The following is a 19,546-nucleotide window of genomic DNA, read 5'->3' as shown; positions in this document are numbered from 1 at the left end:
ATCATGGCAGGCACGGCTACTGAGTATATTCAGCACCATTTGACGCATTTAAACAACATTGGTGCTAAGCAAGGAAGCATTGTCGACTTCAGCGTTTTTAACTTCGACACCGCTGTTTTCTCTATCCTTATGATGCTGTTGGCAGTTTGGCTCATGTACAGTGCAGCCAAAAAAGCCACAAGCGGAGTCCCGGGTAAGTGGCAGTGCGCAGTTGAAATGCTCGTCGATATGGTTTCGGAACAGGCTAAATCCATTGTTCACGGAGACCGCACGTTTATCGCTCCTTTGGCTCTGACCGTTTTCGTTTGGGTCACCCTGATGAACGCTATCGACCTTATTCCGGTTGACTTGATTCCTGCCATTTGCGGCTGGTTCGGCATTCATTACATGCGTCCTCTGCCTACCGCTGACCTTAACGGTTCTATGGGTATTTCCGTCGGCGTATTGCTGCTGATGATTTACTACGGTATCAAAATTAAGGGACCGGCCGGTTTCGGAAAAGAGCTTTTCACTGCTCCTTTCGGTAACTTCATTCTTCTCTGGCCGTTCAATTTCCTGCTGAATATCATTGAATATTTGGCAAAAACAGTTTCTCTCGGCATGCGACTTTTCGGTAATATGTATGCGGGTGAACTCTTGTTCTTCCTCATTGCGCTCCTCACCGGAATGCTTTGGGAAGGAGAAGTCGGACTTGCTGCTTTCGGTGTACTCGGCCAGTTCTTTGCCGGTCTCTGCTGGTGGTTATTCCATATTCTTATCGTGTTGCTTCAGGCCTTCATTATGATGATGTTGACTCTCGTCTACATTGGTCAGTCTCACGAAGGACACTAATTCTTTTCTTTCTTTTGATTTAAATACGTCATATTAAACAAGGAGTTCGTTATGACAAACGTTGCATATGTTGCATTGGCTTGCGGCCTGATCATTGGCTTTGGTGCCTTCGGTGCCTGTATCGGTATCGCTATCATGGGTAGCAAATACCTCGAAGCTTCTGCTCGTCAGCCTGAGCTTATCAACACACTGCAGACCAAGATGTTCCTTCTGGCCGGTCTTATCGACGCTGCCTTCCTTATCGGTGTCGGTATCGCCATGATGTTTGCCTTTGCTAACCCGTTTGTCGGCTAATAAGCCAACCATCCAACAGGTTTCCATAGACAAACTGCACTCGGACCCCGAGTGCTTAAGGGATTAGAAAATGAACATTAATGCCACATTGTTCGTACAGATGGCCGTGTTCTTCGTCGGTGCCTGGATCACCATGAAGTTCATTTGGCCACCGCTCAATCGAGCAATCGAAGAGCGGCAGAAAAAGATAGCTGACGGCCTTGCCGCAGCTGATCGCGGCGAACATGCTTTGGAAGAAGCCAAGAAAGAAGGCGCTTCTATCGAAGCCGCTGCACGTGCCCAGTCGCAGGTCATCGTGGCCCAGGGCGAAAAGCGTGGCCAAGCCATTATTGAAGAAGCAAAAGCTCAGGCACAGGTTGAGGCCGATAAGATTATCGCCGCTGCTCGTGCTCAGGCTGCTCAGGAAGTTCAGTCTGCCCGTGACGCCTTGAGAGATCAGGTTGCTCAGCTGGCTGTTTCCGGCGCTTCCCAGATTTTGGGTAAGGAAGTCGACGCTTCCGCTCACCAGCAATTGCTTGACCAACTTAAGGCGAAACTGTAATCATGGCAGAGATCTCAACAATTGCACGGCCTTATGCCGAAGCTTTGCTGAAGGCCGTCAAAGAAAGTAAGGAAGAGGGCTTAGCTCAAAAGCTTATTCCCGTCCTCGACACCATTGATGAGATTGTCGCCGACCCGAAGCTTAAAGAACTCGCTAGCGATCCCTCTTTAAGCTCGGATCAGATTTACGAACTTATCAGAGGAATGCTGGATAAGGCCGTTCCGCAAGAAGCTGAGAACCTTCTTAAGTTAGTCATCCAGAACGGCAGAATCGAAGCCCTCCCGCAGATCACTGCACAGTACCGCGAATTACTGAATCACGAAAACAAGGAAGCCGATGTCACCATTGAAACGGCCTTCCCCTTATCGGATGATCAGGTAGCGGACCTTATCAAGGCCTTGGACAAGAAGTTTCCCGGAATTAAGCTCCTGCCGAAAGTCGTGGTCGATAAAGACCTCATCGGCGGCGTGAGAGTCATTGTCGGGGACAAGGTTCTTGATGGAACAGTTAAGGCGCGGCTTGCAGAGATGCAGTCTGCCCTCACAAGTTAATTACGGAGTTGAAAAGCTATGCAACTCAATCCGAGTGAGATTAGCGAGCTGCTGAAGCAGCGAATCGAAGGTATGGGTTTGAACACCAACCTTCGCACTGAAGGTACGGTTGTCTCCGTTACCGACGGTATTTGCCGTGTTCACGGTCTTTCTGACGTGATGCAGGGCGAAATGCTTGAATTCCCGAATAACACATACGGTCTTGCTCTTAACCTTGAAAGAGATTCCGTCGGTGCCGTTATTTTGGGCGACTACACACATATTACCGAAGGCGATATCGTTAAGACTACCGGCCGCATTCTGCAGGTTCCCGTCGGACCCGCATTGAAAGGCCGCGTTGTTAACGCCTTGGGTCAGCCGATTGACGGTAAAGGCCCGATCGAAACAACTGAGTTTGACGTTGTTGAAAAAGTTGCTCCTGGCGTTATTGAACGTCAGTCCGTTAGCCAGCCGGTTCAGACAGGTCTGAAGTCTATTGACTCCATGGTTCCTATCGGCCGCGGCCAGCGTGAGTTGATCATTGGCGACCGACAGACAGGTAAGACTGCTGTAGCTATCGACACGATCATCAACCAGAAAGGCAAAGATCTGACCTGTATCTATGTTGCTATCGGTCAGAAGGCTTCCACGATCGCTAACGTTGTTCGTAAACTCGAAGAATACGGCGCATTGGAATACACCATTGTTGTTGCTGCTTCCGCATCTGAATCTGCTGCTATGCAGTACATTGCACCTTATGCCGGTGCAACAATGGGCGAATACTTCCGCGACCGCGGTGAAGACTCCCTCATCGTCTATGATGACTTGACAAAACAGGCCTGGGCTTATCGTCAGATCTCCCTGCTGCTTCGTCGTCCGCCTGGACGTGAAGCCTACCCTGGCGACGTTTTCTACCTCCACAGCCGTCTGCTCGAAAGAGCCGCTCGTGTGAACCCCGAATACGTAGAACGTTTCACTAAGGGTGCCGTTAAGGGCAAGACCGGTTCTATGACCGCTCTCCCGATCATTGAAACACAGGCCGGTGACGTTACCGCTTTCGTTCCGACCAACGTGATTTCTATTACTGACGGCCAGATCTTCTTGGAAACCGACCTTTTCAATGCCGGTATCCGTCCCGCTATCAACCCCGGTATCTCTGTTTCTCGAGTCGGTGGTGCAGCTCAGACTAAGGTCATTAAGAAACTCGGCGGCGGTGTTCGTTTGGCTCTTGCTCAGTATCGTGAGCTTGCTGCCTTCGCTCAGTTCGCCAGCGACCTTGACGAAGCAACACGTAAACAGCTCGAACGCGGCCGTATCGTTACTGAACTGATGAAACAGGATCAGTACCAGCCGCTGCAGGTTTGGGAAGAAGCATTGGTTCTGTTCGCCATCAACATCGGCGCTTACGACGATGTCGAAGTTAAGGACGCTCTGAAGGTCGAAGCTGCTATGCAGGATTACATGAAGATCAATCATGCTGATCTGATTGAGCGCATTGAACAGCAGAAAGCCCTGTCTAAGGAAGACGAACAGCTCTTGACTGAAGCAGTTAAAGAGTTCAAGAAATCCGGTGCTTTTTAATAAGCCACGTTAGAGGATCCTAATGCCAAGTACCAAAGAGATACGAGCTAAGATCAGATCGGTGCACAACACCAGAAAGATCACAAAGGCGATGGAGATGGTGGCTGCTTCTAAGATGAAGAAGGCACAAGATCGTATGAGGGCTGCTCGTCCCTACGGAAATACGATCCGTAACTTAATCGGTCACCTTGCAGACGCTTCTACCGAGGCTGTTCATCCCTTCCTTCGTAAAGTTAAGGAAGTCAATAACATCGGCTTGATCTGCGTGTCCACCGACAAAGGCCTGGCCGGCGCTCTGAATACAAACATTCAGAGACTTCTTGCTCATACTTTCAGAGATTGGGCACAAGAAGGCAAAAAAGTCGAAGCTACTGCCATTGGTAACAAGGGCTTGGGCTTCCTCCAACGCGTTGGCATCCCGGTTGTTTCCCAGGTTACGCAGTTAGGCGACCGTCCTAACCTTGAGCGCTTGCTCGGAGCCATTAAGGTTCAGATCGAAGCGTTCCAAGAAGGCAGAGTTGACGTCGTCTACATTGCCTACTCTCGCTTTATCAATGCGATGAAGCAGGAGCCGGTTATTGAACAGCTTCTTCCGCTCCCGAAATCTGCGGTTGAGACGGACAAGCACGAGAATTCTTGGGACTACATCTACGAACCTAGCGCAGATGAAGTTTTGAAAGTTCTCCTTAAGCGTTACGTTGAGGCTCTGATTTATCAGGCTGTTGCCGAAAACATGGCCAGCGAGCAGAGTGCTCGAATGGTCGCCATGAAGGCCGCTTCTGATAACGCTAAGAAGCTTATCGACGATCTGGAACTGGTTTACAACAAGACACGTCAGGCCGGCATTACCAAGGAAATTACCGAAATCGTCGGTGGTGCTGCTGCAGTGTCTTAATTGAAAAGATATCGAATCGAGGAATACCTATGAGTATCGGAAAGATCGTACAGGTCATCGGCGCGGTGGTGGACATCGAGTTCCCTCGCGACGAAATGCCCAAAGTTTACGACGCACTCGTTCTTGAAAAGGACGAAAACAACAAGCTGGCTGAAGAAGGCCTGACCTTTGAAGTGCAGCAACAGCTTGGAGACGGCGTAGTAAGAACCATTGCTATGGGTTCTTCTGAAGGTCTCCAGCGCGGTATGGCCGTTAAGGCTCTCGGACACGGCATTATGGTTCCGGTTGGTCCGAAGACCCTCGGCCGAATCATGGACGTTTTGGGACGTCCGGTTGACGAAGCCGGCGAAATCGGTGAAGAAAAACGTATGCCGATTCACCGTGCCGCTCCGAAGTTCGACGAACTGAGCCCGTCCGTTGACCTGCTTGAAACCGGCATTAAGGTTATTGACCTTGTTTGCCCGTTCGCTAAAGGCGGTAAGGTCGGTCTGTTCGGCGGTGCCGGTGTGGGTAAAACCGTTAACATGATGGAGCTCATCAACAACATCGCTAAGGCTTACGGCGGTTACTCCGTGTTTGCCGGTGTTGGTGAACGTACTCGTGAAGGTAACGACTTCTACCACGAAATGGGCGAATCCAAGGTTCTGGACAAAGTGGCCATGGTTTTCGGTCAGATGAACGAACCTCCCGGAAACCGTCTCCGCGTTGCGTTGACCGGTTTGACAATGGCTGAAGCATTCCGTGACGAAGGTCGCGACATTCTTCTGTTCATTGACAACATTTACCGTTTCACACTGGCCGGTACCGAAGTGTCCGCTTTGTTAGGCCGTATGCCCTCCGCTGTGGGCTATCAGCCGACACTGGCTGAAGAAATGGGTAAGCTCCAGGAACGTATTGCTTCTACGAAGGTCGGTTCCATTACCTCCATTCAGGCCGTTTACGTTCCTGCTGACGACTTGACTGACCCGTCTCCGGCTACAACATTCGGCCACTTGGACGCCACAGTTGTGTTGTCTCGTGATATTGCAGCTCTCGGTATTTATCCGGCTGTTGACCCGCTTGACTCCACTTCGCGTCAGATTGACCCGCACATCATCGGTGAAGAGCACTACTCTGTCACACGTCGTGTTCAGGCCACTCTGCAGCGTTACAAAGAACTCCGCGACATTATCGCGATTCTGGGTATGGACGAACTCTCTCCGGAAGACAAGCTCGCTGTTACCAGAGCTCGTAAGATCCAGAGATTCCTTTCTCAGCCCTTCCACGTTGCTGAAGTCTTTACCGGTCAGCCCGGTAAGTATGTTCCGATGAAGGAAACGATTCGCGGCTTCAAGATGATTGTTGACGGCGAGTGCGACAAACTGCCGGAACAGGCTTTCTACATGGTAGGCACGATTGACGAAGCTTTCGAAAAGGCTAAGACAATCAAGTAATCCTAGGTGAGGGATCTTCCCTCACCGGCTACCTGGAGAATTAAATGGAAAAAACCTTAAAAGTCGACGTTGTTAATGCTGAGGAAAGCCTTTTTAGCGGCAACGCCGAGTTTGTAGCTCTGCCCGGTATCGAAGGCGAGCTCGGTATTCTGCCAGGCCATACTCCCCTGATTACGCTGATTCGTCCGGGTCTTGTTCGTATTCGCAAGAGTGCACAGGACGAGGAAGAAATTTTCGTAGCCGGCGGAGTTCTCGAAATCCAGCCCTTCCACGTGATCGTCTTAGCTGACGTAGCGATCAGAAGCAAGGATCTCGACGAAGCGAAAGCAAAAGAAGCTATGGAAAAAGCAAAGGCAGCTGCAAAGACTGCTGCCAGCGAAATCGAACTGGCGAAGGTCGAAGCCGAAATCGGTATGCTTGCCGAACAGCTCCGCATCCTTCAGAGAATCAAACACTAATACTTGTATTAGTTCTCTTAAACTCCGATCTTCTCATGGAAGTTTCGGAGTTTTTTCTTTTCTGCTTAGACTAAAATACCAAAGATATACTCAATACATGGAGAATCCAGTGATTTTAGTTTCTACCGATGGTTCCGAGCTTTCTGAAAAGGCAATCGTGACCGCAGCCAAGCTGGCAAAAAATCTCAATACTTGTGTTCTGGGCATAACCGTCGTCAAAGCTAAAGGTTCAGAGACCGCTGCAAGAACTTTGGATGATGTTAAAGATGCTTGTCAGAGAGTCGGAGTTCCGTGCGAAGTCTCGGAAGTTGTCGGAACTTCCATCCCTGACGCCATTCTCAAAGTCGCTCAGGAAAGAGACGTACGCTTTATTGTCATGGCTAGCCGCGGGTTGGGCACGCTCGGCTCTCTCTTTATCGGCAGTTCAACTCAGCAGGTCCTCGCCAAGGCCGACAGACCGGTCCTTGTGGTACGTTAAAAAAAGAACATTTGTTAAAGCGTCTTTCGGGACGCTTTTTTTATAAGGGCTCTTTCAGGATTTGTAATTACAATCCGAATCTGTTAAATCGTAATTTTTGCAACGGCTATGAAACTTCAAAACGATACTTTTCTTCGGGCGCTCTGTAAGTTACCCACAGACTACACACCGATTTGGCTTATGAGACAAGCTGGAAGATACCTTCCCGAGTACCGCCAGACTCGCTCTGAGGCAGGAAGTTTCATGGGACTGGCAACTAATCCTCATTACGCTTGTGAAGTGACCCTTCAGCCCGTGGACAGATACCCGCTGGATGCCGCAATTCTCTTTTCGGACATTCTGACGATCCCCGATGCAATGGGCTTGGGCTTATCTTTCGTTGCCGGTGAAGGTCCTAAGTTTGCAAAACCGGTTCAGGACGAAGCAGCCGTTAAAGCTCTTTATGTTCCTGATCCTTCCGACAAACTGAAATATGTGACGGATGCCGTATGCGAAATTAAGCGCGCATTGAACAACCGCATTCCCTTGATCGGTTTTTCCGGCAGTCCCTTTACACTTGCCTGCTATATGGTTGAAGGAGGCAGCTCTTCCAATTACCGCAAAGTAAAGGAAATGATGTATCGCCGTCCTGACCTTTTCAATGAGATTCTTGAAAAGAATACGGACGCTGTGATTGCTTATTTGAATGCACAGATTGAAAGCGGTGTGGATGCTGTAATGGTTTTCGACACATGGGGAGGCACACTGTCTCACGAGGCTTATCTTAAGTTCTCACTTCCCTGCCTGAAACGTATCGTCAATTCCGTCAAACGTGAGAGACACGGTCAAAAGATTCCTTCTATCGTTTTTACAAAAGGCTGTGCCCCATGGGTTAAAGAGATTTCAGAGATCGGTGCCGATGCGATGGGTCTCGACTGGACAGTCAGTCTCGGAGAGGTTCGTGCATTGACTCAGGATAAAGTTGCGCTCCAAGGCAACTTGGATCCTTCTGTGTTGTTTGCCGGCGAAGATGTCGTGAGACAAGAGGCCCGTAAGGTTATTGAAGATTTCGGTCATGTCGGAAACGGAGGACATGTCTTTAACCTTGGCCACGGAATCGACAAGGATACTGATCCTGAGGTCGTTGCCGCGCTTGTCGACGAAGTTCATTCCTACAGCCGTAAATTCCATTCCCGCTAAGCGTTTCAAAAGCATTTTTCTCCTAGCGGATTTGCTCAAAATTTACGGAAACGGCACTTTAAGTAAGGAGTTCAGTTCAAAATCGGTTCTCGGCTTGAATTGAACTCCGAAGTTTTCATAGGTTTGAAGGAAGATTACTAACATCGGATATGGCAAAAAGGATCGCTAATGTTATCGTGGACTCACCGATTAGGGAGCCCTTGGATTACCTTGTGCCTGCCGATATTGAAATCCAAGTAGGCCAGCGGTGCCTTGTACCGCTTGGAACAAGAAAGGTCGTTGGGATCGTTGTGGGCTTTTCCGAAGAAAGCCGATTCTCAAAATTAAGAGAGGTCATATCCCGGGTTGATGACATCGCACCTCTTTCATTCGGTTGGTTAGCGCTTACTTCGTTCGCCGCTCGCTATTATCAAAGCGGTTGGGGACAGGTGGCGATTCCTGCTCTTCCTAAATTTTTTAGAAAACTTCCCGGGAAACTTCATGAACGTTCGCTTGAACGTTTAAGAAAAGAGAAGAAGCGAGCCGTTAAGGAACCCTCAGAAAAACCGCATCTCAATTCGGAACAGAGCGCGATCGTTGAAGAGTTCCAGATGGATGGGGCGTTTTATCCGGCACTCATTTTTGGAATCACAGGAAGCGGAAAAACCGAGGTTTATCTCCATCTGATGGAGAAGGTTCTATTGAGTGATCCTGCAGCTCAGGTTCTTTTAATGGTGCCGGAAATTAACCTTACGCCCCAGCTTGTCGAAAGGGTGCAGAGTCGTTTTCCTCAATTGGAAGTCGTCTCCTGGAACTCGGGAATGGCGGAGGGACAAAAAGCCTCATCTTGGCTTGCTTGTCATGAAGGCAGGGCAAGAATTTTAGTCGGCACACGTCTCTCGGTATTTGCGAGCTTTAAGTCTTTAAAGCTGATCCTGGTTGACGAAGAACACGATCCTTCTTTCAAATCTCAGGAAGGAGTGAGGTATAACGCCCGTGATTTAGCACTGAAACGAGCATCGATCGAAAGAATACCCATTGTTCTCGGTTCAGCAACGCCGTCGCTGGAAAGTTATAAAAACGCTCTGGAAGGGAAATTCAAATTATTTAAGCTGACGCAGCGGGCAAACTCAAATGCTCATTTACCTGAGCTCTCACTAGTGGATATCCGGAAGGATAAGCCCGTTAACGGCCTGAGTCAGGAGACAGCGGATGCAATTACCGAAACGATTAATTCCGGGCGTCAGGTAATTGTATTTTTAAATCGGAGAGGCTTTGCTCCGGTGGTCGAATGTAAGAACTGCGGATGGCAGTCAACATGTCCTCATTGCTCGACTTACGCCGTATTTCATAAAACTACCGGGCGTTTAACCTGTCATTACTGCGGCTGGTCGACGCCTCTTCCGAAAACTTGTCCGAAATGCGGCTCCTACGAGCTGCTGCCGATAGGACGCGGCACTCAGAGGGCCGAGGAAGAACTGGAAACTCGCTGGCCGGAAGCAAGGGTTTCAAGACTGGATCAGGATTCCGCACGCCAGAGAGGAAGTGCCAGCAAGGTGCTCGATGCAGTTCATAACGGTGACGTCGACATCCTCATCGGTACCCAGATTGTCGCAAAAGGACACGACTTTAAGAACGTCGGGCTGGTGGTTGTGTTGAACACGGATCCTCGGTTGTTCTCTTCCGACTATAGGGCCAGAGAGCGGCTGTTCTCCGTTTTGATGCAAGTCTCGGGAAGGGCCGGCAGAGATAAAACGGAAGGAAAGGTTTTAATTCAAACGCGTTATACCGAAGATGACATTTTCAAGCACCTAAAATCCCAGGATTATGAAGGGTTCGCGGCCGGTGAACTTGAAGCCCGGCGAGCGAGTTTCATGGTGCCTTTCTCTGCTCAGGCTCTGCTTGTCGCAGAAGGTAAAGAGATTTCTTCGGTTCTGGCTTTTCTGCAAAAACTTAAGGCGCTGGCCGAGAAAATCAAAGGTCCTTCCGTGCGGATTTTTGAACCTGTACCGCTGACGGTCCAAAAAGTCATGGATATAGAAAGGGGTCAGTTACTGATCGAGGCGGACAACAAAGTTGAAATGCAGAAATTTTTAAATCGATTTCAGCCCGAAGCCCTTTCTCTGAAAGCCAAGGGTTCCTGGTATATCGATGTTGACCCATTGAATTATTAGTATGGATAGAAAAGATTTTGAAATTATGGCCCCGGTGGGGTCTCGCGAGTCATTGGCCGCGGCCTTTCAGGCCGGAGCAGATTCCGTTTACTTCGGCATCGGAACGCTGAACATGCGTTCAAAATCAGCCAATGAGTTTACGATCGACGATCTCAAAGAGATTGCTTCGCTTTGTGCCGAACGAGGCGTGAAGAGTTATTTAACCGTGAATACGGTTATTTACGACGAAGATTTGCCGCTGATGAGACAAATCGTTGATGCGGCAAAAGAAGCCAAGATATCTGCGGTGATTGCCTCGGATGCTGCCGTTATGATGTACTGCAAGCAAAAAGGGGTAGAAGTTCACCTTTCCACGCAGCTTAATATTTCCAACGTGGAGGCGCTGAAGTTTTACAGCCAGTTCGCCGATGTTGTTGTTCTGGCAAGAGAGCTGAATCTTCGTCAGGTAAAACGGATCTACGATGAGATCCAGCAGCAGCGCATTACCGGTCCTAAAGGCGACCTGATCAGAATCGAAATGTTCTGTCACGGTGCTTTATGTATGGCAGTGAGCGGCAAGTGCTACCTTAGCCTGAATAATGCAGGAAAAAGCGCAAACAGAGGTGCATGTATGCAGACGTGCAGACGCGCCTATATCGTTAAGGACAAAGAGCGTGATGTCGAGCTGGAAATTGACAATCAGTACATCATGTCGCCGAAGGATCTTAAGACAATCGGCTTCATGGATCAGATGATCAAGGCCGGGGTTCGCGTCTTTAAGATTGAAGGCCGAGCACGCGGTCCTGAATATGTCAGAACCGTCGTAGAGGCATACGATCAGGCGATTCGCCAAGCTCTGACGGGTGAATGGAATGAAGAGATCAGCAAAGCCTGGGATGCTCAGTTGGCGACCGTTTATAACCGCGGCTTTTGGGGCGGTTATTATCTCGGTCAGACTATGGGCGAATGGAGCAACCGTTACGGTTCACAGGCGACTGAGAGAAAGATTTACGCCGGTAAGGGGATTAAGTATTTTTCCAAAGCTCAGGTTGCCGAATTTTTGGTGCAGGCGGCTGAACTTAATGCCGGAGATAAGCTTCTCATTACCGGTCCGACGACAGGTGCAGTCTATGCCACGCTCGATAATCCGTACGTAGATGAAAAACCGGTGGAAAGGGTCTTAAAGGGAGAGCACGTCACTTTCAAACTTAAGGAAAAAATTCGAGAGAACGACAAGCTCTATATTTTGAAATCGGTGGTAAACGAGGAGCTATAAGTGCTCCGGAGGATGGCGCACCCGGCGGGAGTCGAACCCACTACCCCTGCCTTCGGAGGGCAGTACTCTATCCAAATGAGCTACGGGTGCGAAGTTAACCATTTTACCTAAGCAAAACAGAAGAAAGCAAATCCAAACACGCCTTTCCTCGGATAAAACTTCAGGACGAGAACTAAAAAGTCAGGGTTTTAACTTTAAAATCTTGCGCAAAGGAGATTGTATGAAATTACCTACCAGTATCGAGTTAAAAAAGAAATCCCGACTCCTCGCAATTGAGTATGGGAGTGATCGCTATGAGCTGCCCTTCGAATTTTTAAGAGTATTTTCTCCTTCTGCAGAAGTTCAAGGCCATACGCCCGACCAGGCAAAGCTCCAGGTCGGCAAACGTGATGTCGATGTCTTGGAAATTCTTCCTATCGGATCCTATGCCTTGCAAATTAAATTCAGCGACGGACACGACAGCGGAATTTACTCCTATGACTACTTGGAAGAATTAGGCAAGAACAAAGACTCACTCTGGCAGGCGTACTTGGAGGATTTGAAAGCGGCCGGTGCGAGCCGAGACCCCAACGATCCTGCTAATAAACGTTTTGAAGAGCCGCCTAAGAAGAAGTGCCCGAGCCATCACTGATATGAACGAACAGAACCAAAAAGAGAATCGAGCTGAAAAACTGACAGATTTCGGCTTTTCGAAAGTTAAAGAAGCCGACAAAGAAAAACAGGTAAAGGCTGTTTTTGACCAAGTTGCTCCGAAATACGATTTGATGAATGACGTTTTGTCATTCGGAATGCATCGGCTGTGGAAACAGTATGCAATTGATCGAGCTGAAATTCAGCCGGGTATGAAAGTTTTGGATATTGCCGGAGGAACCGGTGATATGTCCCTTCTGGTTCAGAAGAAACTTTCAGGTACCGGAGAGGTGTGGCTGTCCGATATCAATCATGAGATGCTGAAGATCGGAGATGAGCGTCTTAAAAATGCCGGCTACCATCCTTATGTTCTCACATGTGATGCGGAGTATCTGCCTTTTCCTGACGGATATTTCGATGTCCTTATTGTGTCCTTCGGCTTAAGGAATATGACGCACAAGGATCGGGCGCTCAGAGAAATGCAGCGGGTTTTAAAACCGGGCGGCAGACTCATGGTTTTGGAGTTCTCAAAACCGGTAGCTTTGATGCGTCCTTTCTACGACTTTTACTCCTTTAAAGTAATGCCGTTTCTTTCGGCAAAGATCGCAGGACACTCTGAAAATTATCGTTACCTCGCAGAGTCGATTCGGATGCACCCCGATCAAAAAACTCTTGCTAAAATCATGCGCGAGGCTGGGTTCGAGAGGGTTGAATGGAAGAATTTAACCTTTGGGATCACGGCTTTACATATCGGATATAAAAACTAATTTGAGGATCTACATGAAAAAATTCTTAGCAGCGCTCCTTATTGGTCTCTCTCTGGTATCCATCACATTGGATGCCTCGGCTGCCCGACTCGGAGGCGGTGCAAGTTTCGGTCGTTCTATGAGCGTTCCGAAGGCAGCTCCTTCTACTCCCTTCAAAGCTCCTTCCGCTGCTGCCACTAAGCGTCCGGCAACAGCTGCGGCTGCCGGTGCTGCTGCCAAGGCTCCGATGAGCATGGGCAAGCGCCTCCTGATCGGCGCAGCCGCTGCATTGGGCTTTATGGCTTTAGCCAATATGCTCGGTCTCGGTGAGGGATTTGCCCAGATGCTTATGATTCTGACGCTTATCCTGTTGGCCGTTGTGGCATTCCGCTTCTTCGCCGCCCGCAAGAGCGGAGCTTCTGCCGCAGCATCTGCCGGCGCTCCTGCCTCTCAGCCGACTCAGGATGCCGACTTCGGACAAAGCAGAAGCGAAGCCGCTGTGAGAGAACAGCCGGCCTTCAATCCTGCTCAGGCCGTTCGTCCGGGTTCCGCAATGGATCAGTTTTCCGATGAGCCTGCGGCAGCTTCGGAATCCACCTACGGTGCTCCTGCCGATTTCAACCAGGAAGAGTTCCTGAACATGTCCACCGCTTACTTCAAGATGCTTCAAAAAGCTTGGGACAGTGGAGATATGGACGATCTGGCCAACTACACGACAGATGACCTGTTCATTGAACTCACGCATAAACGCCGCGAGATTAAGGGCGCAAACCTGACGGAAATCGTCAATCTGAATGCTTCCTTGGCCGGATTTGAAACTACTCCGACAGAGTACGTCGCTTCCGTTCTCTTTACCGGCAGCTTGAAGGAAAACGGCGAACCGACAGAAATCAAAGAAATCTGGAACCTGGTTAAGCCGAAGGAAGGCAAGACTGGCTGGCTATTAGCCGGCATTCAGCAAGCCTAAAGTTGTATTTTTACGAAAAATGGGGCTTAGGCCCCGTTTTTCTTTTAAGGCTCCCACTTTTTATCTACAATTAAAAGACTTAAGGCCGGAGTGACGTGTATTAGTCAGCCCCGTTTTTTAGTCATTTTTCTGAGGGTCTAGAAGCAGTGAAACTGACTCTGTTCGTTGGTTTATATTTGCTCTGCACGGTCGCTATCGGTCTCTTTGCCGCGACACGAGTTCGTAGTACAACCGACTACGCTTTGGCCGGACGTTCGCTTCCGCTGGTCATGGTGATTACGGCAACTTTTGCTACTTGGTTCGGAAGCGAAACCGTACTCGGGCTTCCCGGCCAATTCATTAAAAACGGTTTAGAAGGCGTTGTTGAAGAGCCTTTCGGATCGAGTATGGCTCTTATCCTCGTCGGTATGTTCTTCGCCCGAAAGCTGTACCGAATGAGTCTGCTGACGATCGGTGACTTTTACAGACGCCGTTACGGAGTTTCGGTTGAACTCTGCTGTTCCATCTTTGTCGTACTCTCTTATCTCGGCTGGGTTGCCGCTCAAGTCGCAGCACTTGGACTCGTTATTCATCTTCTGACCGAAGGTTACGTTTCGGTCAGCAATGCGATGATCGTCGGCACGATTGTGGTTTTAATTTACACGGTTTTCGGCGGTATGTGGTCGGTGGCCCTGACCGACTTCTTCCAGATGATCATTATCGTGATCGGTCTTGTACTGGTGGCCTATTTCGCCGGCTCCATGGCCGGAGGCCCCGGCAAGGTGACCGAGTATGCCGTACAAAATGACCTTTTCAGAATCCTGCCGGAAAACAATTTCAAATCCTGGATGTTCTGGATTTCCGCGGCCATCACAATGATGATCGGATCGCTTCCTCAGCAGGACGTTTTCCAGCGCGTGATGTCGGCGAAAAGTGAAAAGATCGCCTGCTACGGTCCGATCTTAGGCGGCTCTTTTTATCTGCTGTTTGCTTTCGTTCCGATGTTTATTGTCATCGCTGCAACCGTCGGTGCGCCGGAACTTGCTTCCAAGCTGATGGCTGATGCTCCGCAGGAAATTCTGCCGACCTTCATCAAGGAATACATGCCTTTGTGGCTCAGAATTATGTTCTTCGGAGCAGTCTTGTCCGCCGTGATGTCGACGGCTTCTGCCACGATGCTGGCTCCGACAACGACCTTCGTAGAAAACGTTTTGAGAAACCTGATGCCTCTGAGCGACCAGAGAGAATTGAAGGCGATGCGTATTTCTCTGGTGGTTTTCGCTATCGGCGTTCTGACTTATGCACTTCTCATGGAAGGCACGCCGATTTATGAACTGGCAGCAATGGCTTATCAGTTCCCGGTTATCGGCGCCTTCTGGCCTTTAACACTCGGCCTTTACTGGAAACGTTCGACAACTCTGGGCTGCTGGCTTTCTATCATCGCCGGCTCCGCTGTCTGGATCGTTCTCTCGTTCTCAGGACTCGGAGAAGAATTCCCTGCACTGCTCGGCGGCTTCCTGGCTGCCGGACTCGGACAGGTCATCGGATCTCTTCTCCCGCTTCGTGCTAATCGCGAGTGCGTTCGCAATTGGCAGGAAAACAAAGACAAGTATCTCTATATTGCTCAATAACCTTAATTCTTCTTTTTATGAATATCGTTATCTTGGCAGCCGGCCTCGGCAAACGGATGTATTCGCATCTGCCTAAAGTCCTTCAGCCGGTTGGCGGCAAGGCTATGCTCAAACATGTTGTGGAAGCTGCAAGAAGGCTTCCCGATGCCGGAAAAATTATCCTCGTAGTCGGGCACGGCTCAGAAGAAGTCAAAGAAGCTATGGCGGATCAGCCGGTCACATTCGTCCTTCAAAAGGAGCAGAAAGGGACCGGACACGCCGTGCAGCAAGCACTCGAGGCGATCAATCCCGACGAACCGACGCTCATTCTTTACGGAGATGTGCCGCTGATTTCTACGGAAACGCTTTCGGCACTTGAAAAAACCGCCGGTGACGGTTTTGCTCTTTTAACCATTGATCTGGACAATCCGAAAGGCTACGGACGCATCTTGAGAGAAGACGGCAAGGTAATCGGCATCGTTGAAGAAAAGGATGCTTCCGAGCAGCAGAGAGCCATTAAGGAAGTGAACACCGGCTTTATGGTCCTTCCTTCCAAAGAGATGGAACGCTGGCTCGGTAACCTTAAAAACGATAACAAACAGCAGGAATACTATTTGACGGATCTTGTTGCTATGGCGGCGGCCGAAGGCCGTGAAATCAAAACTTTCAAGGCTCAGGATGCTTGGGAAGTTGAAGGCGCCAACAGCAAAGTTCAGCTTGAGGGCTTAGAGCGCGCATTTCAGCTCCGTCAGGCGAAAGAACTGCTGGAGAAAGGTGTTCGTCTGGCGGATAAGAACCGCATCGATATCCGCGGATCCTTAACCTGCGGCAAAGATGTTTTCATCGATGTCGGATGTATTTTTGAAGGAGACGTGGTCCTCGGAGACAACGTAGTCGTCGGACCGTACTGCGTCATAAAGAACACCAAAATCGGCGATGGAACGGTCATCGATGCTTACTCGCACTTTGATCAGGCTGTCGTCGGAGACACGGTCAAAATCGGCCCGTTTGCGCGCCTGCGTCCGGGAACCGCTTTGTCCGATGAAGTACACATCGGAAACTTTGTCGAAATTAAGAAGAGCGAAATAGGCAAAGGATCGAAAGTTAATCACCTGACTTATATCGGTGATACAACGATGGGTTCCGGCGTCAATATCGGAGCAGGAACCATTACCTGCAACTACGACGGTGCCAACAAATTCAGAACCGTTATTGAAGACGATTGTTTTATCGGAAGCGACACACAGCTGGTAGCGCCGGTGAAAGTCGGCAAAGGTGCGACAGTAGGCGCAGGAACGACAGTGACCAAAGACGTCAATGACAACACACTTGTCATCAGTCGTGTGAAACAAACAGAAATTAAGGGCTGGAAACGCCCGGTCAAAAAGAAATAAGGATTATCAAACTATGTGCGGAATTGTTGCCGGGGTCAGCTATAGAAATATTGTTCCCATTCTGACGGAAGGTCTTCGTCGCATGGAGTACCGCGGGTACGACTCCTGCGGTGTCGCTGTCGTCGATGACGGTCAGCTTAAGCGTTCCAGAACGGTTAAGCGTGTTCAAGATCTGATCAGACAAACGGAAGAAGACGAAGTTAAAGGTTCCACAGGTATTGCTCATACCAGATGGGCTACACACGGGGCACCTGAAATTCGCAATACGCATCCGCTTTTTTCCAATAATCAGATTGCCGTGGTTCATAACGGCATCATTGAAAATTACGCCGCCATAAAAGAAGAGCTGATCGGTAAAGGCTACGAATTCGTCAGTCAGACCGATACCGAAGTGATTGCTCACTTAGTCCACTATTATTACAAAGGCGATTTGCTGGGAGCGGTAGAAAACGTGCTGCGCCGCATTCGCGGCGCTTTCGCCTTGGCCATTTCCTGCAAAGATGAACCAGGCCGCATTGTCGCGGCACGCGTCGCCGCTCCACTTGTGATTGCTTTAGGAGAAAACGAAAACTTCGTTGCCTCCGATCCCATGGCCTTAGCCGGCGTTACCGACCGTTATATTTATCTCGAAGACGGCGATGTTGCCGATGTTCGGCAGCAGTCCGCCGAGATTTACAATCTTCAGGGCGATCAGTTTGTCCGCGTTGAGCGTCCCGTCTCGGTTGTTCAAGGTTTCAGCCAGAACATTGCGCTCGGACCGTACACGCATTACATGCAGAAGGAAATCTTTGAGCAGCCTCAGGCGATTTCCGATACCTTGGAAGGTGTTGTCGGTATTTCCAGCTCTATCTTCGGACATGAAACGCCCGCCATGTTTAAGCGCCTCAAACGCGTCCTGATTCTTGCCTGCGGCACGAGTTATTACGCGGGCATGGTTGCTAAGTACTGGCTGGAATCTCTCGCAAAAGTCCCCTGTGACGTGGAAATTGCCAGCGAATACCGTTACCGCGAATCAGTCCCTGATAAAGATACGCTGGTTCTTACGATCTCTCAGTCAGGAGAGACCGCTGATACGCTCGCAGCGCTGGAACATGCCAAGAGCCTGGGCATGGACATGACGATGACGATTTGCAATGTCGCAACGAGCGCCATGGTGAAAAGGACTCGTGCACATTACATTACTCGTGCAGGTGTAGAGATCGGTGTCGCTTCCACGAAAGCCTTTACCACTCAGCTCGCAGCCTTGTTCCTGATGACCTCGGCGATTGCCAAAGAAAAAGGCTTGCTGTCTGAAGAGGAGGAAAAAGCTCGTTTGAAAGACATGCGCCACCTGCCTGAGGCAATGCGTGCAATTCTCGAAAAAGAAAACGAGATCAAAGAGTGGGCCTCTGTATTTGCGCAGAAGAACAACGCTTTGTTCCTGGGACGCGGGATGCATTATCCGATCGCCTTAGAGGGCGCATTGAAGCTGAAAGAAATCAGCTACTTACATGCCGAAGGCTATCCGGCCGGAGAACTTAAGCACGGACCTCTGGCACTGGTTGATGCAGAAATGCCGGTTGTCACGGTCGCCCCGAACGATGAGCTTTTGGAGAAACTCAAAGGCAACATGGAAGAAGTTCGTGCACGTAAGGGTGAGTTGTTCGTGTTCTCAGACCAAGGATGCAACATCCAGCCGTCCGAGGGTATGCATGTTATTCAGCTTCCGGAAAATTACGCCGTTCTTTCTCCGATTCTTCATGTCATTCCTCTCCAGCTGCTGGCTTATCACACAGCCATCGCAAAAGGAACGGATGTGGATAAACCGAGAAACCTGGCTAAGAGCGTGACGACGGAATAATCGTCTCGTTTGGACTCCAAAAGCAAAAAGCCGGCGAAATCGCCGGCTTTTTGCTGGGTATGAGCTTTAGGAACCTGCAATGAAGGTTCTGATGCCGGAGCCGATGAACTGCACGCCGATACAGATAAGCAGGAAGCCCATCAGTTTGGTCAGTACAGCAGTGCCCGACGGTCCTAAACGGCCGGAGATGTAATCTGCCGAACGCAGAACGATCCAGGTGACGGCGCAGGTTAAAACGATGGCGACGCCGGTCATGAAAAACGCACCGGCCATGTCCATAACGTTGGGAAGTTCAGCGATTTCGGAAGCAATACCGATAACAACGGCGATCGTACCGGGGCCGCTGATGCCCGGCATGGCAATCGGGAAGAAGGAATAGTCATCCTTGTCACGGCGCACAACCGGGGCACCTCCTTGATCTCGGGAACCGAAGAGCATTTGGTAGCCGATGATCCCGACGACAAAACCACCGGAAATACGAAGCGCTCCATAAGAGATGCCGAAGAAGACGAGAAGCAGGTTTCCGGCAGCCAGACTTACCAACATGATGGCTGCAGCGTAATAGCAGGACCAGTTAGCCTGCTTTTTACGCACGTCTAACGACATGCCCTGCGTCAAACTGATGAAAAGCGGAATCTTAGAGAGCGGGTTTGTAATAACAATGAGACTGACAAATCCGCCGAAGAGGTATTGCAAATAGAAGGAATCGAGCATGACCCGAAAATCGAGGTAACTAAAAAATTAAGCTGAAT

19 protein-coding genes and 1 tRNA gene are annotated in these 19,546 nt (G+C 49.7%); 18 read left to right on the top strand and 2 right to left on the bottom strand.

The annotated features are described in order from the left end of the window. The first annotated feature begins 3 nt into the window (after window positions 1–3). The 12 genes from atpB to HMPREF9439_RS12640 all read left to right on the top strand — a co-directional run bounded on the left by atpB (window position 4) and on the right by HMPREF9439_RS12640 (window position 11,628). Window positions 4–831 (top strand): F0F1 ATP synthase subunit A, encoded by an 828-nt coding sequence (gene atpB, locus HMPREF9439_RS12695; RefSeq protein WP_008810357.1) that lies wholly within the window; start codon window positions 4–6, stop codon window positions 829–831. A 51-nt stretch (window positions 832–882) separates the two neighbouring features. Next, the gene (gene atpE / locus HMPREF9439_RS12690) at window positions 883–1,125 is read left to right on the top strand and encodes a F0F1 ATP synthase subunit C (RefSeq protein ID WP_008810358.1); all 243 of its coding nucleotides are present in this window, start codon (window positions 883–885) and stop codon (window positions 1,123–1,125) included. A 70-nt stretch (window positions 1,126–1,195) separates the two neighbouring features. After that, window positions 1,196–1,666 (top strand): F0F1 ATP synthase subunit B, encoded by a 471-nt coding sequence (locus HMPREF9439_RS12685; RefSeq protein WP_008810359.1) that lies wholly within the window; start codon window positions 1,196–1,198, stop codon window positions 1,664–1,666. A 2-nt stretch (window positions 1,667–1,668) separates the two neighbouring features. Then, window positions 1,669–2,217, top strand: a complete 549-nt coding sequence (locus HMPREF9439_RS12680; RefSeq protein ID WP_008810360.1) for a F0F1 ATP synthase subunit delta — start codon at window positions 1,669–1,671, stop codon at window positions 2,215–2,217. Window positions 2,218–2,235: 18 nt separating this feature from the next. Continuing rightward, window positions 2,236–3,777, top strand: coding sequence for a F0F1 ATP synthase subunit alpha (gene atpA, locus HMPREF9439_RS12675; RefSeq protein ID WP_008865155.1), 1,542 nt, complete (start codon window positions 2,236–2,238; stop codon window positions 3,775–3,777). A gap of 22 nt (window positions 3,778–3,799) precedes the next feature. Then, window positions 3,800–4,672, top strand: coding sequence for a F0F1 ATP synthase subunit gamma (atpG, locus tag HMPREF9439_RS12670; RefSeq protein ID WP_008810362.1), 873 nt, complete (start codon window positions 3,800–3,802; stop codon window positions 4,670–4,672). Between the two features lie 29 nt (window positions 4,673–4,701). After that, the gene (gene atpD, locus HMPREF9439_RS12665) at window positions 4,702–6,105 is read left to right on the top strand and encodes a F0F1 ATP synthase subunit beta (protein ID WP_008810363.1); all 1,404 of its coding nucleotides are present in this window, start codon (window positions 4,702–4,704) and stop codon (window positions 6,103–6,105) included. Between the two features lie 44 nt (window positions 6,106–6,149). Then, the gene (locus HMPREF9439_RS12660) at window positions 6,150–6,563 is read left to right on the top strand and encodes a F0F1 ATP synthase subunit epsilon (protein ID WP_008810364.1); all 414 of its coding nucleotides are present in this window, start codon (window positions 6,150–6,152) and stop codon (window positions 6,561–6,563) included. 109 nt (window positions 6,564–6,672) lie between these two features. Then, complete coding sequence (locus HMPREF9439_RS12655) at window positions 6,673–7,041, top strand: universal stress protein (RefSeq protein ID WP_021868473.1); 369 nt, start codon at window positions 6,673–6,675, stop codon at window positions 7,039–7,041. Between the two features lie 108 nt (window positions 7,042–7,149). Then, window positions 7,150–8,220: a uroporphyrinogen decarboxylase gene (gene hemE, locus HMPREF9439_RS12650; RefSeq protein WP_008810366.1), complete on the top strand. Its 1,071-nt coding sequence runs from the start codon at window positions 7,150–7,152 to the stop codon at window positions 8,218–8,220. A gap of 149 nt (window positions 8,221–8,369) precedes the next feature. Continuing rightward, window positions 8,370–10,373, top strand: a complete 2,004-nt coding sequence (priA, locus tag HMPREF9439_RS12645; protein WP_008865153.1) for a replication restart helicase PriA — start codon at window positions 8,370–8,372, stop codon at window positions 10,371–10,373. Between the two features lies 1 nt (window position 10,374). Beyond that, a complete protein-coding gene (locus tag HMPREF9439_RS12640) occupies window positions 10,375–11,628 on the top strand; it encodes a peptidase U32 family protein (protein WP_008810368.1) in 1,254 nt (417 codons plus the stop codon). A gap of 13 nt (window positions 11,629–11,641) precedes the next feature. On the opposite strand, the gene HMPREF9439_RS12635 is transcribed toward HMPREF9439_RS12640, so the two are convergent. After that, window positions 11,642–11,718: transfer RNA gene (locus HMPREF9439_RS12635), tRNA-Arg, on the bottom strand. Between the two features lie 130 nt (window positions 11,719–11,848). Between HMPREF9439_RS12635 and HMPREF9439_RS12630 the strand changes: the two genes are divergently transcribed. The 6 genes from HMPREF9439_RS12630 to glmS all read left to right on the top strand — a co-directional run bounded on the left by HMPREF9439_RS12630 (window position 11,849) and on the right by glmS (window position 18,794). Next, window positions 11,849–12,259, top strand: coding sequence for a gamma-butyrobetaine hydroxylase family protein (locus tag HMPREF9439_RS12630; RefSeq protein ID WP_008810369.1), 411 nt, complete (start codon window positions 11,849–11,851; stop codon window positions 12,257–12,259). Between the two features lies 1 nt (window position 12,260). Further along, entirely contained in the window at window positions 12,261–13,025 is a 765-nt protein-coding gene (gene ubiE, locus HMPREF9439_RS12625; RefSeq protein ID WP_008865152.1) for a bifunctional demethylmenaquinone methyltransferase/2-methoxy-6-polyprenyl-1,4-benzoquinol methylase UbiE, read from the top strand. Between the two features lie 13 nt (window positions 13,026–13,038). Further along, window positions 13,039–13,971, top strand: a complete 933-nt coding sequence (locus HMPREF9439_RS12620) for a Tim44 domain-containing protein (RefSeq protein ID WP_008865151.1) — start codon at window positions 13,039–13,041, stop codon at window positions 13,969–13,971. A gap of 146 nt (window positions 13,972–14,117) precedes the next feature. Continuing rightward, window positions 14,118–15,581: a high affinity choline transporter 1 gene (locus HMPREF9439_RS12615; protein ID WP_008865150.1), complete on the top strand. Its 1,464-nt coding sequence runs from the start codon at window positions 14,118–14,120 to the stop codon at window positions 15,579–15,581. A gap of 17 nt (window positions 15,582–15,598) precedes the next feature. Further along, window positions 15,599–16,954 (top strand): bifunctional UDP-N-acetylglucosamine diphosphorylase/glucosamine-1-phosphate N-acetyltransferase GlmU, encoded by a 1,356-nt coding sequence (glmU, locus tag HMPREF9439_RS12610; protein ID WP_008865149.1) that lies wholly within the window; start codon window positions 15,599–15,601, stop codon window positions 16,952–16,954. 13 nt (window positions 16,955–16,967) lie between these two features. Further along, on the top strand, window positions 16,968–18,794 hold the full coding sequence (gene glmS, locus HMPREF9439_RS12605) for a glutamine--fructose-6-phosphate transaminase (isomerizing) (protein ID WP_008810374.1): 1,827 nt from the start codon (window positions 16,968–16,970) through the stop codon (window positions 18,792–18,794). A 66-nt stretch (window positions 18,795–18,860) separates the two neighbouring features. Here glmS and HMPREF9439_RS12600 read toward each other — a convergent pair whose 3' ends face one another. Next, window positions 18,861–19,508, bottom strand: coding sequence for a MarC family NAAT transporter (locus HMPREF9439_RS12600; RefSeq protein ID WP_008810376.1), 648 nt, complete (start codon window positions 19,506–19,508; stop codon window positions 18,861–18,863). Window positions 19,509–19,546: the final 38 nt, after the last annotated feature.

Origin of the sequence: Parasutterella excrementihominis YIT 11859 (genome assembly GCF_000205025.1) — a bacterium.
In the GTDB taxonomy this organism is placed as follows: Bacteria; Pseudomonadota; Gammaproteobacteria; order Burkholderiales; family Burkholderiaceae_F; genus Parasutterella; species Parasutterella excrementihominis.
The sequence above is the reverse complement of the archived record's forward strand: the minus strand, read 5'-3'. Positions and strand labels throughout refer to the sequence as shown.

Coding starts and splice junctions, on each gene's coding strand:
- atpA (WP_008865155.1), top strand. CDS start 2,236: ATGCAACTCAATCCGAGTGAGATTAGCGAGCTGCTGAAGCAGCGAATC.
- atpD (WP_008810363.1), top strand. CDS start 4,702: ATGAGTATCGGAAAGATCGTACAGGTCATCGGCGCGGTGGTGGACATC.
- atpG (WP_008810362.1), top strand. CDS start 3,800: ATGCCAAGTACCAAAGAGATACGAGCTAAGATCAGATCGGTGCACAAC.
- HMPREF9439_RS12685 (WP_008810359.1), top strand. CDS start 1,196: ATGAACATTAATGCCACATTGTTCGTACAGATGGCCGTGTTCTTCGTC.
- atpB (WP_008810357.1), top strand. CDS start 4: ATGGCAGGCACGGCTACTGAGTATATTCAGCACCATTTGACGCATTTA.
- glmS (WP_008810374.1), top strand. CDS start 16,968: ATGTGCGGAATTGTTGCCGGGGTCAGCTATAGAAATATTGTTCCCATT.
- ubiE (WP_008865152.1), top strand. CDS start 12,261: ATGAACGAACAGAACCAAAAAGAGAATCGAGCTGAAAAACTGACAGAT.
- glmU (WP_008865149.1), top strand. CDS start 15,599: ATGAATATCGTTATCTTGGCAGCCGGCCTCGGCAAACGGATGTATTCG.
- HMPREF9439_RS12600 (WP_008810376.1), bottom strand. CDS start 19,508: ATGCTCGATTCCTTCTATTTGCAATACCTCTTCGGCGGATTTGTCAGT.
- HMPREF9439_RS12660 (WP_008810364.1), top strand. CDS start 6,150: ATGGAAAAAACCTTAAAAGTCGACGTTGTTAATGCTGAGGAAAGCCTT.
- priA (WP_008865153.1), top strand. CDS start 8,370: ATGGCAAAAAGGATCGCTAATGTTATCGTGGACTCACCGATTAGGGAG.
- hemE (WP_008810366.1), top strand. CDS start 7,150: ATGAAACTTCAAAACGATACTTTTCTTCGGGCGCTCTGTAAGTTACCC.
- HMPREF9439_RS12680 (WP_008810360.1), top strand. CDS start 1,669: ATGGCAGAGATCTCAACAATTGCACGGCCTTATGCCGAAGCTTTGCTG.
- HMPREF9439_RS12630 (WP_008810369.1), top strand. CDS start 11,849: ATGAAATTACCTACCAGTATCGAGTTAAAAAAGAAATCCCGACTCCTC.
- atpE (WP_008810358.1), top strand. CDS start 883: ATGACAAACGTTGCATATGTTGCATTGGCTTGCGGCCTGATCATTGGC.
- HMPREF9439_RS12640 (WP_008810368.1), top strand. CDS start 10,375: ATGGATAGAAAAGATTTTGAAATTATGGCCCCGGTGGGGTCTCGCGAG.
- HMPREF9439_RS12620 (WP_008865151.1), top strand. CDS start 13,039: ATGAAAAAATTCTTAGCAGCGCTCCTTATTGGTCTCTCTCTGGTATCC.